The organism is Gordonia shandongensis DSM 45094 (assembly GCF_000423025.1).
GTDB classification, from domain to species: Bacteria; Actinomycetota; Actinomycetes; order Mycobacteriales; family Mycobacteriaceae; genus Gordonia; species Gordonia shandongensis.
Genome location: NZ_AUHE01000005.1, coordinates 13,619 through 27,334 on the forward strand (window position 1 = coordinate 13,619; position 13,716 = coordinate 27,334).

The 13,716-nt window shown below is 70.0% G+C and carries 11 protein-coding genes; 7 read left to right on the forward strand and 4 right to left on the reverse strand.

Annotated features, from left to right (window positions below; genetic code table 11):
• Positions 1 to 18 precede the first annotated feature (18 nt).
• Positions 19 to 1,248 carry a lipase family protein gene (locus G528_RS0107775; protein ID WP_026918480.1) on the forward strand — a complete coding sequence of 410 codons (1,230 nt, stop codon included), beginning with the start codon at positions 19 to 21 and terminating at the stop codon, positions 1,246 to 1,248.
• Between the two features lie 25 nt (positions 1,249 to 1,273).
• On the opposite strand, the gene G528_RS0107780 is transcribed toward G528_RS0107775, so the two are convergent.
• Positions 1,274 to 1,669: a universal stress protein gene (locus G528_RS0107780; protein WP_026918481.1), complete on the reverse strand. Its 396-nt coding sequence runs from the start codon at positions 1,667 to 1,669 to the stop codon at positions 1,274 to 1,276.
• Between the two features lie 177 nt (positions 1,670 to 1,846).
• Between G528_RS0107780 and dprE1 the strand changes: the two genes are divergently transcribed.
• Genes dprE1 through G528_RS0107800 form a run of 4 tightly spaced genes read left to right on the forward strand, consistent with a single transcriptional unit; the run spans position 1,847 to position 6,813 of the window.
• Positions 1,847 to 3,265: a decaprenylphosphoryl-beta-D-ribose oxidase gene (gene dprE1 / locus G528_RS0107785; RefSeq protein ID WP_026918482.1), complete on the forward strand. Its 1,419-nt coding sequence runs from the start codon at positions 1,847 to 1,849 to the stop codon at positions 3,263 to 3,265.
• 58 nt (positions 3,266 to 3,323) lie between these two features.
• Positions 3,324 to 4,085, forward strand: a complete 762-nt coding sequence (dprE2, locus tag G528_RS0107790; RefSeq protein WP_026918483.1) for a decaprenylphospho-beta-D-erythro-pentofuranosid-2-ulose 2-reductase — start codon at positions 3,324 to 3,326, stop codon at positions 4,083 to 4,085.
• Between the two features lie 5 nt (positions 4,086 to 4,090).
• Entirely contained in the window at positions 4,091 to 6,043 is a 1,953-nt protein-coding gene (locus tag G528_RS0107795; protein ID WP_026918484.1) for an arabinofuranosyltransferase, read from the forward strand.
• Between the two features lie 20 nt (positions 6,044 to 6,063).
• A complete protein-coding gene (locus tag G528_RS0107800) occupies positions 6,064 to 6,813 on the forward strand; it encodes an MBL fold metallo-hydrolase (protein WP_026918485.1) in 750 nt (249 codons plus the stop codon).
• Here G528_RS0107800 and G528_RS0107805 read toward each other — a convergent pair.
• The 3 genes from G528_RS0107805 to aroQ form a co-directional block, all read right to left on the reverse strand.
• Entirely contained in the window at positions 6,771 to 7,034 is a 264-nt protein-coding gene (locus tag G528_RS0107805; RefSeq protein WP_026918486.1) for a PLDc N-terminal domain-containing protein, read from the reverse strand. The two genes, G528_RS0107800 and G528_RS0107805, sit on opposite strands and share 43 nt — an antisense overlap.
• Positions 7,035 to 7,081: 47 nt before the next feature.
• Positions 7,082 to 8,395 (reverse strand): DEAD/DEAH box helicase, encoded by a 1,314-nt coding sequence (locus tag G528_RS16810; RefSeq protein WP_035719367.1) that lies wholly within the window; start codon positions 8,393 to 8,395, stop codon positions 7,082 to 7,084.
• Positions 8,396 to 8,709: 314 nt separating this feature from the next.
• Entirely contained in the window at positions 8,710 to 9,174 is a 465-nt protein-coding gene (gene aroQ, locus G528_RS0107815) for a type II 3-dehydroquinate dehydratase (protein WP_026918487.1), read from the reverse strand.
• A gap of 148 nt (positions 9,175 to 9,322) precedes the next feature.
• On the opposite strand from aroQ, the gene thpD reads away from it, so the two are divergent.
• Positions 9,323 to 10,249 (forward strand): ectoine hydroxylase, encoded by a 927-nt coding sequence (thpD, locus tag G528_RS0107820; RefSeq protein ID WP_026918488.1) that lies wholly within the window; start codon positions 9,323 to 9,325, stop codon positions 10,247 to 10,249.
• 89 nt (positions 10,250 to 10,338) lie between these two features.
• The gene (locus G528_RS0107825) at positions 10,339 to 13,668 is read left to right on the forward strand and encodes an arabinosyltransferase domain-containing protein (RefSeq protein ID WP_026918489.1); all 3,330 of its coding nucleotides are present in this window, start codon (positions 10,339 to 10,341) and stop codon (positions 13,666 to 13,668) included.
• The last annotated feature ends 48 nt before the right edge of the window (positions 13,669 to 13,716 follow it).

Below are 13,716 nucleotides of genomic sequence, written 5' to 3' on the forward strand. Positions count from 1 at the left end.
GGCAGTAATGTGTCTCACATGCTGCGACCCTCCCTCGCCCGCGTTCTCCGACGGGCCCGCCCCGCACTCACCGCGATCTCGGCCACCGCCCTTCTCGCCCTCTCGACCGTGGCTGCTCCCGTCGCCGCCGCCGACGAACCCGCCACCGGCACACCGGTGTGGTCGGGCCTCGACGCACGCGACTACTCCGGCCCCATCGGCAAACCCGGCACCCTCATCCGGTCGACGGACCTCGACCCCTCGGTGAGTCTCGCCGACGCCGGACGCGCCTACCGGATCCTCTACGCCACCACCGACGTCCACGAGAAGCCGGCCGTCAGCACCGGCGCCGTCTTCCTGCCGAAGCGTCCCGCGCCCGCGGGCGGATACAAGGTGATCGCCTGGGCCCACGGCACCGTCGGACTCGCCGACGGTTGCACCCCGTCGGCTCAGCCCCGTTCGGACCGCGACAAGAAGTACCTCGGCCACTGGCTCCGACAGGGATACGCGGTCGTCGCCACCGACTACGCCGGACTCGGCACCCCCGGACTCATGAGCTACCTGTCCGGGAAGGCCGAAGCGCACTCCATCGTCGACTCCGTGAAGGCCGCCGCCCGCACCGGACTGCCGCTGTCGAAGAAGTGGGCCATCGTCGGCCAGTCGCAGGGCGCGGGTGCCGCACTCGCCGGTGCACGGCGGGCCACCGAGTACTCCCGCGGATCGGGTCTGGACTACCGCGGCGTCGTCGCCACCGGCACCCCCGCGAACATCGAGCACATCGTCTGGCAGGCCGGCCCCGGCTTCCCGCCCGTCGCGCTGCCCGCCGGGCTCAACGCCTACGCCGCCTACATCTGGGCCGGATTCTCCGACGCCCGCCCCGACCTCAAGCCGAATCGGGTGCTGAGCGCCGAGGGGCGCCGCATCGTCGGCAAGGCCCGCACCCTCTGCTATCCGGAACTGCACACGGCCGTCGACGGCAAGAAGATCTCGGACTGGTTCTCCGCGCCCGTCACCTCGATCCCCGGTGTCCGCGCGGCGCTCGTCGATTACATGAGCACCCCGTACTCCGGTTACGACCGGCCGATCTTCCTCGGGCAGGGACTGACCGACACCGATGTGCCGGCCCCGTCGGCACTGTCCCTGTATGCGCAGATGCGCGCGGCGGGAACGCCCGTCGACCTGCACGTGTACCCCACGCAGGACCATTCGGGAACGGTTCTCGCCTCGATGCGCGACTCCACCCCGTTCCTCGCGCGGATCATGCGGTGACGCCGGGGCGCGGTCCGACGGCGGGTCAGGCGGGCGTGGACTCCCCCGGCTTGACCACCATGACCGGCTTCCGGCATTCCAGCAGCAGAAACTGAGAGGTGCTGCCGAGAAGAAGTTTGCCCACCTGCGTCCGACGGCGCATCCCGATCACGAGCATCTCGGCGTCGGGGTCGTCCATCGCGGTGAGCAGCTCTTCGGCCGGGGTCGCGCCGATCGGCTGACTCAGCCGGAACTTGACGCCCGAGAGGGTGAGCCGGTTCTCGACGTCGACGATCTCGTCGGCCTCCGCGTACCGCTGGCCCCGGGAGTCGGAGACCGCGTTGATCACCAGCAGATCCGTCTCACGGATGCGCGCCTCACGGATCCCGTGCTCCAGGCACGCGCGCCCATTCGCACCCGCCGAGTATCCGACGACGATCATCCCGGTTCCTTCCCGCAGGCCCGCCCGGACAGACGCGGCCATCACCGAATGTAGTCGACGCCCCCGCCGACCCCCGTGCTGCGACGCGTCCCACGGCCTCGGTCCGCGCGTGCCGCGAACCACAGCACCCCCACAAGCACCCGCAGGCGAGCTGACCGGCGAGTAGTCTCTACACCGATGACGAACACAGCCGTACTCCCGATCCAGACCCGCACGCTGATGGGCTGGGCGCGGACCATGCCCACCCGCGGTCACGTCCTGTCGACGCCGTACCCCGAGGTGATCGCCGAAGCAGTCGCTCGCGTCGCCGACGACAACGCCGACAAGCCCAGCTACCTGCGTCGCGGCGTGATCGCACGCGGACTCGGCCGCTCCTACGGCGAGAACGCCCAGAACTCCGGCGGGCTCACCATCGATATGACGCCGCTCACGCGCATCCACGAGATCGACGACGAGACCGGGATCATCGACCTCGACGCCGGCGTCGACCTCGACACCCTGATGCGGATCGCCCTCCCCCACGGGTTGTGGGTCCCGGTGCTTCCCGGCACCCGCCAGGTGACGGTCGGCGGCGCCATCGGCTGCGACATCCACGGCAAGAACCACCACAGTGCCGGCAGCTTCGGCAACCACGTCGTCGAGATGCAGCTGCTGACGGCGACGGGCGACATCCTCACGCTGACGCCGAGCGGCAGCGCCGACGATCCCGACGCGAGCATCTTCTGGGCGACCGTCGGCGGCATCGGCCTCACCGGCGTCATCCTGCGCGCCAAGATCCAGATGACCCGAACCGAGACCGCGTACTTCATCGCCGACGGCTCCGTCACCCGCAGCCTCGACGAGACGATCGCCCTGCACCAGGACGGGTCCGAGGACAACTACACGTACAGTTCCGGCTGGTTCGACGCGATCAGCAAGCCGCCGCGTCTCGGTCGCGGCACCTTCTCGCGCGGATCGTTGGCCACCCTCGACCAGTTGCCGCCCGAACTGGCGCGCGACCCGCTGAAGTTCGACGCGCCGACGCTGCTGAACTTCCCGGACGTCTTCCCGAACGGGCTGGCGAACAAGTTCAACTTCTCGATGATCGGCGAGGCCTACTACCGGATGGGCGGGAACTACACCGGGAAGATCCAGAATCTGACGCAGTTCTACCACCCGCTCGACCTGTTCGGGAACTGGAACCGCGCCTACGGCTCGAAGGGCTTCCTGCAGTACCAGTTCATCGTCCCGCCCGAGGCGGTCGACGAGTTCAAGGGCATCATCCACGACATTCAGGCGTCGGGGCACGTCAGCTTCCTCAACGTCTTCAAACTGTTCGGCGAGGGCAACCAGGCCCCGCTGAGCTTCCCGATGCCCGGCTGGAACATCTGCGTCGACTTCCCGATCAAACGGGGCCTGCACGAATTCGTCACCGAACTCGACCACCGCGTCATGTCGATCGGCGGACGCCTCTACACGGCCAAGGATTCGCGCACCACCGCCGAGACCTTCCACGCGATGTACCCGCGGGTGGACGAGTGGATCGCCACTCGCCGCCGCATCGACCCGCACCAGGTGTTCATGTCCGACATGGGACGCCGCCTCGAGTTGGTCTGACGGCCCTGCCGCACGACCCGCTCGCCCACCGACCAGCAGACACGAAAGAGACACCGTCATGTTCAACGCCGTCGGCGTTCCACAGTCCATCCTGATCTTGGGCGGCAGCTCGGAGATCGGCCTCGCCATCGCATCGGAGTTCCTCACCAAGGGCCCGATGCGCGTGGTGCTCGCGACCGTCCCGAACGATCCGGCGGCCGCGGCCGCCGTCGAGCAGATGAAGGCTGCGGGCGCGTCGTCGGTGGAGCAGATCGACTTCGACGCCCTCGCCACCGACAGTCACCGCGACGTGCTCGACTCCGCGTTCGCCGGCGGTGACATCGACGTCGCGGTCGTCGCATTCGGCATCCAGGGTGACGACGAGCAGGCTTGGCAGGACCAGAAGCTCGCGGTCCTCGAAGCCAACATCAACTACACCGCCGCCGTCTCGGTGGGGGTGCTGCTCGGTGAGAAGATGCGCGAGCAGGGGCACGGTCAGATCATCGCGATGAGCTCTGTCGCCGGTGAACGCGTCCGCCGCTCGAACTTCGTCTACGGCTCCACCAAGGCGGGCCTGGACGGTTTCTACCTCGGCCTCGGCGACGCGCTGCGCGCCGAGGGCATCCGCGTGCTCGTGATCCGCCCGGGTCAGGTCCGCACCCGCCTGTCGGCGCACGTCGCCGAGGCCCCCTTGACGGTGAACAAGGAGGACGTCGCGCGCATGGCCGTCGCCGCCGTCGACAAGGGCAAGGACATCATCTGGGTTCCCGGACCGTTCCGCTACATCATGATGGTGTTGCGCCACATCCCGCGCCCGGTGTTCCGCAAGCTCCCCGTCTAGCGCCCGTGAGCTCCGCGCCCACCGTCCAGCACCGTCCGACCGGCAGACTCCGCGATCTCGCCGAGATCGGCGGCGCCGTCGTCGCGGCCGCCGTCGTCGCGGTCGTCGGTCTCCGGGTGATCGACGCCGTCGGCTGGCCGGCGTTCAACACCTCCAACGTCACGCGGTCCCTCACCACCCTCGGCCAGGCGCTGTTCCTGCTCGTCGCGGTGGCCGCCGTGCTGTGGTCCCGGTACCGGGGGGCCCGCACCCTGCCGTCGCTGCTGTCGGCGATCGTCTCGGCCGGACTGGTGACCGTCACGCTGGGGATGCCGTTGGGCGCCTCGAAGCTCTACCTGTTCGGGCTCTCGGTCGACCAGCAGTTCCGCACGGAGTACCTGACCCGACTCACGTCGACGCCCCACCTGGTGGACATGACGTATCCGGATCTTCCGCCGTACTATCCGGCGGCGTGGTTCTGGTTCGGCGGCCGGTACGCGAACTTCCTGGGGCTGCCCGGGTGGGAGGCCTATAAGCCGTGGGCGATTCTGTCGCTCGCCGTCGCCGCCGCGGTCGGAACGATTCTGTGGACGCGGATGGTCGGCGTGATGGTCGGCACCGCCGTCTCCATCGCCGTCACGTGCGTGACCCTGCAGTACGCCTCCCCCGAGCCGTATTCGGCGACGCTGATCCTCGTCGGCGTGCCGATGCTGGTGGTGATCGCGTCGGCGCTGCGCGGCCGGACGCGACTGTCCGACGGTCCGGCGCCATTGGCCGCGACCGGGTGGCCGGCCGTCATCGTCGGCGGTCTGTTCCTCGGCGTCTCGGCGTCCGTGTACACGCTGTACACGGCGGTGTTCGCCGGGTCGGCCGTGATCATCGCGCTGGTGTATGCGGTTCAGGCGTGGGTGATGACGCGCAATGCCGCGGTCCCCGCCGCGGACGTCCGGGCCGATCGGCGGCCCCGCATGGTGGCCGTCGCCGTCCGTCTGGCGGTGATGGGGGTGATCGCGGGCGCTGTCGCGCTCATCGTCTGGGGACCGTATCTGAAGGCGCGGTTGACCACCGATGCGGCGGTGAGCGGCAGCGCCGAGCACTATCTGCCCGAGAGCGGGTCGGTGCTCGCGATGCCGATGTTCCAGCTGAGTCTGATCGGGCTGCTCTGTCTGGTCGGCTTCTGCTGGACGCTGCTGCGGTTGCGGCGCACCCTCGCTCTGGCGATGGGCTGCGCGCTGGTGGCCGTCGTCGTGGTGACGGCCGCATCGCTGGCCCGTACGGCGGTCGGCAGCACACTGCTGTCGTTCCGGCTCGAGCCGGTGAGCACGGCTGTCCTGGCGGCGGCCGGCGTCTTCGGCGTGGTGGAGCTCGCACGTCTGGCGGTCCGCCGGTTCGGTGATGTGCGGACTGTCGTCGGCGTGGTCGCCGCGGCGGCCGCGCTGGCTGTCGCCCAGCACATTCCGGCGGCGCTCGCGACGGAGATCACCACCGCGTACACGGACACCGACGGAGCAGGTGTCCGCGCCGATCAGCATGCGCCCGGCGCGGAGGCCTACTATCCGGAAATCGACCGGGTGATCCGGGAGCAGACCGGTAAGCCGGCCACCGACACTGTGGTGTTGACGGCTGACTTCGGCTTCCTCTCCCTGTACCCCTATTGGGGTTTTCAGGGGTTGACCTCGCATTATGCGAATCCGATCGCCGAGTTCGACCGGCGGGCGGCCACGATCGAACGCTGGGCCGAGGCCACGACGCCCGCCGAGATGCTCGAGAATCTGCGCACCAGCCCGTGGCGGGCGCCGAACGTGATGCTGTTCCGCTACAGCCCCGACGGTTACACGCTTCGCCTGGCCGAGGACGTGTACCCGAACGATCCGAACGTGAAGCGGTACACGGTGACGTTCCACCCGAGCGCCTTCGACGACCCGGCGTTCGACGTCCGCGAGGTGGGTCCGTTCGTGGTCGTCACCGTCCGTAACTGACGCCGACAGGAGTGGCACGCATGGCAGACCTCGACATCACGACCATCGATCACGGTTCGGCGAAGACCCATCTGGTGTCGACGGCCTACGTGAACTGGGTGATGCTGCAGGACGCCGACGGCGTGACGCTCATCGACGGCGGTTATCCCGGGCACGCCGATGCGGTGGTCGAGGGGTTGCGTCGGGTGGGTTCGGACCTGCACGAGGTCCAGGCGGCGCTGTTGACGCATGCGCACGTCGATCATCTGGGCGGTCTCGCTCGGATCGGCCGCACCACCTCGTTTCCCGTGTACGCCGGCGACGACGAGGTGGCGCATGCGCGACGCGAGTACCTGGAGCAGGCGGACGCCCGTACGATCGGGCCGCTGCTTTACCGGCCGCGTGTGGCGCGCTGGCTGGCGGGCGTGGTGCGGCTCGGCGCTCTCGACGGCGGCGGTATCGGTGACGCGCAGCCGTTCGGCGACCTCTCCGCCCTGCCGGGCGCTCCCGTCGCGGTGCCGGCGCCCGGTCACACCCGTGGCCACACCGCGTTTCTCGCGGGTGACGGCGAGGTCCTGGTGTCGGGCGACAGCCTCATCAGCGGGCACCCGATCTCAGCGTGCCGCGGACCCCAGTGCCTCGACGAGGTGTTCACGCACGACGTCCCGGCGAACGAGGAGTCGGTGGCCGCTCTCGCCGGTCTCGACGCGGTCGTCGTGATGCCGGGGCACGGGCCGCTGCTGTCCGGTCATGTCTCGACGTTCGTCGAGCAGGCGCTCGGCCGTTCCTGAGCGTCTCGTCGGCGGCGTTCGACGAGACGGTAACCGATGAAGGTCGCGGGCCCCAGGACGGGGAACACCACGATGACGGCGGCCCATCCGAGCCGTTCGCCGAGCGACAGCCGTCGCGTCCGCACCAGCATCACCAGTGCCACGACGAGCAGGACGACTGCGACGAGCCATGCGGCGTCCACCCACAGCGGCACCAGCGGACTGTCGGCGGCGTTCGACATGTCTTCCCCCCGTTCCGTCGGTGTCGTCGACTCCCGTCCCGACGAGGCTAGACCTGGGCGCGACGACGATTCCGCGACGCACCGCCGCGCCGGCGACGCGATCCGGTGCCCGCCGGCCGCTGATGCTGCTGCGGTTGACGCTGACGCTGACGCTGCTGCTGGGGCGGTGCGGCCACGACCGGGGTGTGACGCAGGGGCGCCCGCTCGCCGACCAGGGTGTCGACAGCCTCCGACGTCGCGGTGACCTGCTGCCCCGGCGCCTTGATGGCCGCCTTGTTCAGCAGCTTGCGCAGATCCTGCCACTGCTCGGGCAGACAGATCGTCACGACGTCGCCGCTCTCGCCGGCACGCGCCGTCCGACCGGAACGGTGCAGGTACGCCTTGTGCTCCGCGGGCGGATCGACGTGGACGACGAGCTCGACGTGGTCGACGTGCACGCCGCGCGCCGCAACATCCGTCGCGACGAGCACCTTGGCGCCGTCCGGTGCGGCGAACGACGCCAGGTTGCGGTCGCGCTGCGACTGCGACAGGTTGCCGTGCAGGTCGACGGCCGGGATGCCGTCGGCGGTGAGCTTCTTGGCGAGCTTCTTGGCCTGATGCTTGGTCCGCGTGAACAGGATGCGACGCCCGGTGCCCGACGCCAGTTCACGCACCAGCGCGGTCTTCTCGGTCGTGGACGCGACGCGGAACACGTGGTGCGTCATCTGCGCCACCGGCGACGTCGCCTCCTCGAGGGAGTGCGTGACCGGCTTGTGCAGGAAACGCCGCACGAGCTTGTCGACCCCGTTGTCGAGGGTCGCCGAGAACAGGAGCCGCTGACCGTCGGCAGGCGTCGCGGCCAGAATCCGGGTGACGACGGGAAGGAACCCCAGGTCGGCCATGTGGTCGGCCTCGTCGAGAACGGTGATCTGCACGTCCTCGAGTGAGACGACGCCCTGGCGCATGAGGTCCTCGAGGCGGCCCGGGCAGGCGACGACGATGTCCGCGCCCGCACCCAGCGCACGCTCCTGACGTGCCTGTTTGACGCCGCCGAAGACGGTGGTCACACGGAGCCCGACGGCCGCGGCGAGCGGCTCGATCTGGGTCGCGATCTGGGTGGCCAGCTCACGGGTCGGCGACAGGACCAGACCCGTCGGACGGCCCGGGCGGCGCCGGACGCCGGCGGCGGCCAGTCGGACCACCAGCGGCACCGAGAAGGCGACGGTCTTACCGGAACCGGTCTTACCGCGACCGAGCACGTCACGGCCGGCCAGCGAGTCGGGGAGGGTGCGCTCCTGGATGGGGAAGGCCTCGGCCTTGCCCTGACCGACGAGGACGTCGGCGACGGGCGCGGGCACGCCGAGATCGGCGAATGCAGTCATGGATTCTCACGAACCTTACGAGCTTGGGACCGTCGGGCGGTCGCGCGCACCGAGAACAGTGCACGGCGGAACCACCGTCTGTGACGATCGAATGGGCGAACACGCGCGGTCGGCGGTTCGGTTCGCCGTATGAAGGGGAAGTCGACGCACCCGTGTGACGGGTCTCGCGTGAAGTCGTTCTACGACGCACGGCGCGGCGCGCCGAATGACCTCACCCTACACGTGGGCGACCGCATCCGGAATCGCCGACGCCCACCAGTGACGAGAACCACTGGGGACGAGAACCACTGGGGACGAGAACCACTGGGGGACGATCAGCCCTGCGGAGCGCCGACCAGCTCCGCGACCCGGCGGACCGCATAGTCGTACCCGGCGATCCCGCAGCCCGCGATCACGCCCGCTGCGATCGGCGACACGTACGAGTGGTGCCGAAAGGGTTCGCGGGCGTGCACATTGCTGATGTGCACCTCGAGCACCGGGACCTCCGGGACGACGAGGGCGTCGGCCAACGCGACCGACGTGTGCGTCCACCCGCCCGGGTTGATGACGATTCCGCAGACCGCACCGCGTGCTGCGTGAATCGCGTCGATCATCTCGCCCTCGTGGTTGGTCTGCAGATCGCGCAGTTCGAGGCCCACGTCGCGAGCCGCCGCCCGCGCACGGGCCACGGCGTCGGCGAGGGAGTCGGCGCCGTACACCTCGGGCTGCCGGGTCCCCAGCATGTTGAGGTTGGGCCCGTTGAGCAGCAGGATCGGCAGGGCGTCGGTCGGGGCAGACATGCCTCGGACTCTACCCCGCGGCGGGGGCCGGTCGGCCGATCGGCGCAGCGCACGGCCTCGCGCGTTCTGGTAGTGGTGGTAGGTGGTCCACCACGCGGGCCATCCGGCCCGCCTTGATTGGAGGGAGGATTCCTTGACCACCGCGAACATGACGAACGAGGTCGTCGACGACCGCTACCCATCGCGTCTCGCCGCCCCCGCTCCGACTGCGAGCACTATGATCGCGCGCCCCGACCCCACGGTGTGGGGCGAGCATCCCGGTCCCTTCGGTCCCCGGGAGACCGCCGCGTACGACGCGAAGGGGTTCCACATCGAGGAGGGCCTGCTCACCCCGAGCCAGGTGCAGAACTGCTGGTCCGAGTTCGAGCGACTGTCCGCCGACCCCGAACTCTCCTCGAGCGACCTGCTGGTGCGCGAACGCGAGTCCGGCGCCATCCGGTCGATCTTCCGCGTCCACCGGGTGAGCCCGCTGTTCGAGGCCCTCGCGCGCACCCCGCGCATCCTCGACCGCGCCCGCCAGATCCTCGGCTCCGAGGTCTACATCCACCAGTCGCGGATCAACGCGATGCCCGGCATGGCGGGCACGGGGTTCTACTGGCACTCGGATTTCGAGACGTGGCACGCCGAGGACGGCCTGCCGACGCCGCGCACCGTCAGCCTGTCGATCGCTCTCACCGACAACTACCCGTTCAACGGCGGGCTCATGCTGATGCCGGGCGCGCACCGCACCTTCGTCTCGTGCGTCGGGGCGACACCGGACGACAACTACCGGGAGTCGCTGCAGGAGCAGCGGATCGGTGTCCCCTCGGAGGACGTGATCACCGAACTCGGATATGAGCACGGCATCGAGCAGTTCACCGGTGCCGCGGGGTCGGGACTCTTCTTCGACTCGAACTCCATGCACGCATCGGGCAACAACATCTCGCCGTTCCCGCGGGCCAACGTGTTCCTGGTGTTCAACAGCGTCGAGAACGCTCCCGTCCGGCCGTACAGCGGCACTTCGCCGCGCCCGGTGCACCTCGCCGAGCGCGAGGTGGAGCCGCTGACGCCGTTGCCGGACTCACCGTTCGCGTAGCCCGCGTGCGGGTGACGACCGACCCGACCGTCACCACCGACCCGACGGTTCCCCAGCGGCATCCGCGGCCACGGCTAGGATGACGTGCTGTGCCAGGATTCACCGTTCGCAGGGCCCAGACGACCGCCATCATCACCGGTCTGCTGGGTCTGCTGCTGGCGCTGGCCACCCCCCTGCTGCCGGTCAAACAGACCGTGGCGGAGGTCAGCTGGCCGCAGAACGGAACCGTCGGGTCGGTCTCGGCTCCGCTGATCTCGTATCAGCCGATCAGCTTCCGGGCCGACATCCCGTGCTCGGCGGTCGCCGACCTGCCGTCCGGCCGGTCGGTCCTGCTCTCGACGACGTCGCCGTCGGCGCCCAAGGCCACCGACCGCGGCCTGTTCGTCCGCGTCACCGGATCCGGCCCCGACGATCGCGCCGTGGAGGTGGTGAGCCGCAACGTCCCCATCCTGTCGGTTCCCTACCGGCAGGTCGCGGGGGCCGATTGCGGTGAGATCCGGGTGCGTGCGGACGCCGACCGCGTCAGCGCCGCATTCACCGGCCTGACCGGCGACGACGGCGAGCCGTTGGCGGCCGAGACGGGGTCGAGCATGGTTCCGGGCGGTGACCAGCGTCCGCAGGTCACCGGGTTGTTCACCGAGCTCACCGGTCCGGCCTCCGCATACCCGGGGTTGGGCGCCCACATGGTCGTCGACTCGCGGTACTCCACGTCGCCGACCCTGCTGAAGTGGCTCGCGATCGTCGTCGGCGTCCTCGCCACCCTGATCTCCCTGGTGGCGCTGGCCCGGCTCGATGCGACCGACCGTCGCGGTCACCGCAGAATCTTCCCGGCGCGCTGGTGGCGGCTCAACCCGCGCGACTGGACTGTGATCGGCCTGCTGCTGGTGTGGCATTTCATCGGCCCGAACACGTCCGACGACGGCTATCTGATGACGATGGCGCGGGTGGCGCAGGACAGTGACTACACGGCCAACTACTTCCGCTGGTTCGGTGCACCGGAGGCCCCGTTCGGCTGGTATTACGAGGTCTTCGGGCTGCTGAGCCACATCAGTGTGGCCAGTCCGCTGGTCCGGATTCCCGCGCTGCTGTGCGGGGTGGTGAGCTGGCTGATCATCAGCCACGAGGTGATCCCGCGGATCGGTCGCGCCGCACGGTTCTCGCGCGCCGTGCCGTGGACGGCGGCCGCCGTCTTCCTGGTGGCGTGGTTCCCGTTCAACAACGGACTGCGGCCCGAACCCATCATCTGCCTGGGCGCCCTGCTGACCTGGTGCTCGGTGGAACGCGCGATCGCGACCGGCAGGCTGCTGCCCGCGGCGGTCGCGTGCACCGCCGGCGCGTTCAGCATCGCGGCCGGTCCCACCGGGGTGCTGGCCGTCGCCGCGCTGGTCGCCGGTGCGCGTCCGATGTTCCTCGCCCTGCGACGGCGTGCCCTGGAGGTCGACGCCCGCACCGGGACCGGTCGACCGCGCTCGTATCTGGCGTTGCTCGCCCCCATCGTCGCCGCGGGCACGTTCGTCGTCTTCGTCGTGTTCTCGACGTTGACGCTCCGGTCGTTCACCGAGGCGTCGACGATGAAGACGGCGCTCGGGCCGTCGCTGAGCTGGTACAACGAGATCGACCGGTACTCGTCGCTGTTCGCGTTCTCCGCAGACGGGTCCATCGCGCGGCGTTTCGCCGTCCTCGCGATGGTCTTGGGGATGACGGTCGCCGGCGCCGTTCTGATCCGCAAATCGCGCATCCCGGGCACCGCGTTGGGCCCGTCGCGACGGATCGTCGGGATCACCTTCGGCTCGCTGCTGTTCCTGATGTTCACGCCGACGAAGTGGACGCACCATTTCGGTGTCTTCGCGGGGCTCGCCGCCGCACTCGCCGCGCTCGCGGCCATCGCGATGAGCGCGGGGTCGACCCACTCCCGCCGCAACCGCACCATCTTCGGTTCGCTGGTCCTGTTCGTCGCCGCGTTGGCGATGGCCGCACCGAACTCGTACTACTACGCCTCCGCGTGGGGCATGCCGTGGGGCACGAGCCAGGTGACCATCGGCTCGTACGCGGTCAGCGACCTGCTGCTGTACGCCTCACTGGCCCTGCTGTCGGCCGCGCTGTGGTTCCATTTCCGCGACCCGTTCGCCGGCCGCGATCCGCAGCCCCGGCCCGCGGGCACGCCGTCGCGGCCCCGCCGGGCGGTCCGCGCCACCGGCCGGTTCCTGGCGGGCGCCCCGCTGGGGATCGTCGCCGGAATCCTCGTGGTCTTCCTCGTCGCGACCGCCGCGATGGCCGGCGTCCACCAGAGCACCTCGTTCTCCGTCGCCCGGTCGAACCTCGCCGCGCTGGCCGGGAATCCGTGCGGCATGGCCGACAAGGTGTGGGTCGAGAGCGATCCGAGCCGTTTCCAGCTCTCGGGTGTCGACGACCGGCTGGCGTCGACTCTGGCCGGCTCGCCCACGCACCAGCGCGTCGCGGACGAGACCGGACCGACGGCGGGCTTCACGCCCGACGGCGTTCCCGACGAGGTGGAGACCAAGGCTTCGTCCGGCTCCCTGGGCGTCCTGGCCCGTGACGCGGCCATCGACCCCGACCTGCTGGTCGCGAACAGCGGCGGCACCGGCGGCGGCGTCACCGCGACGCCGGGCGTCAACGGCAGCCACGCGCAGCTCCCGTTCGAGCTCGATCCGACTCGCACCCCGGTCCTGGGCAGTTACAAGGAGAACGAGCAGACGCCGTCGACCCTCCTGTCCGGCTGGTACCGGCTGCCCGCCGACTACAAGGACCGACCGCTGATCACGACGTCGGTGGCCGGGATCTTCCCGTCGTCGCGCCTCAAGCTCGATTACACCGATCAGGCCCTGCCCCGCGGCATCGCCGACGACGCCATCGCCCCGAGCGGGTCCATCGGACTGATCGATCCGGGTCCGCGCCCGTCGTGGCGGAATGCTCGGATCGACACCTCGTCGCTCCCCGACGGTCTCACCGCGGTGCGGATCTCGGCGACCGACTACGACCTGGCCAAGGACCATTTCATGGCGGTCACCCCGCCGCGTCTGCCGACCCTGACCACGCTCCAGGAGACCGTCGGCTCCGATCCGGCTCACGTCGACTGGACGTCGGGCCTGTTCGTCCCCTGCCAGCGGCCGTTCAACTTCCACGCCGGGGTCGCCGAGACGCCGCGCTGGCGGGTGCGGCCCGGCGCCGACCTGGCGGCGGTGAGCGCGTGGCAGAGCGCCCTCGGCGGCGGGCCGCTCGGCTGGCTGGAGGTGTCGCAACGCGCCGACACCGTCGCGACCTACCTGCGCGACGACATCGGGCGCGACTGGGGCGCCCTGGAGCGCTACACCCCCTACGATCCGGTGACCCCGGCCCGCATCGACTACGGCGAGGCCACCCGGAGCGGTCTGTGGAGTCCGTCGCCGATCCGATACTGACCGGACCCGCCGACACCGCGGGGCGGCGCTGACACCCCGTTGTCGGGG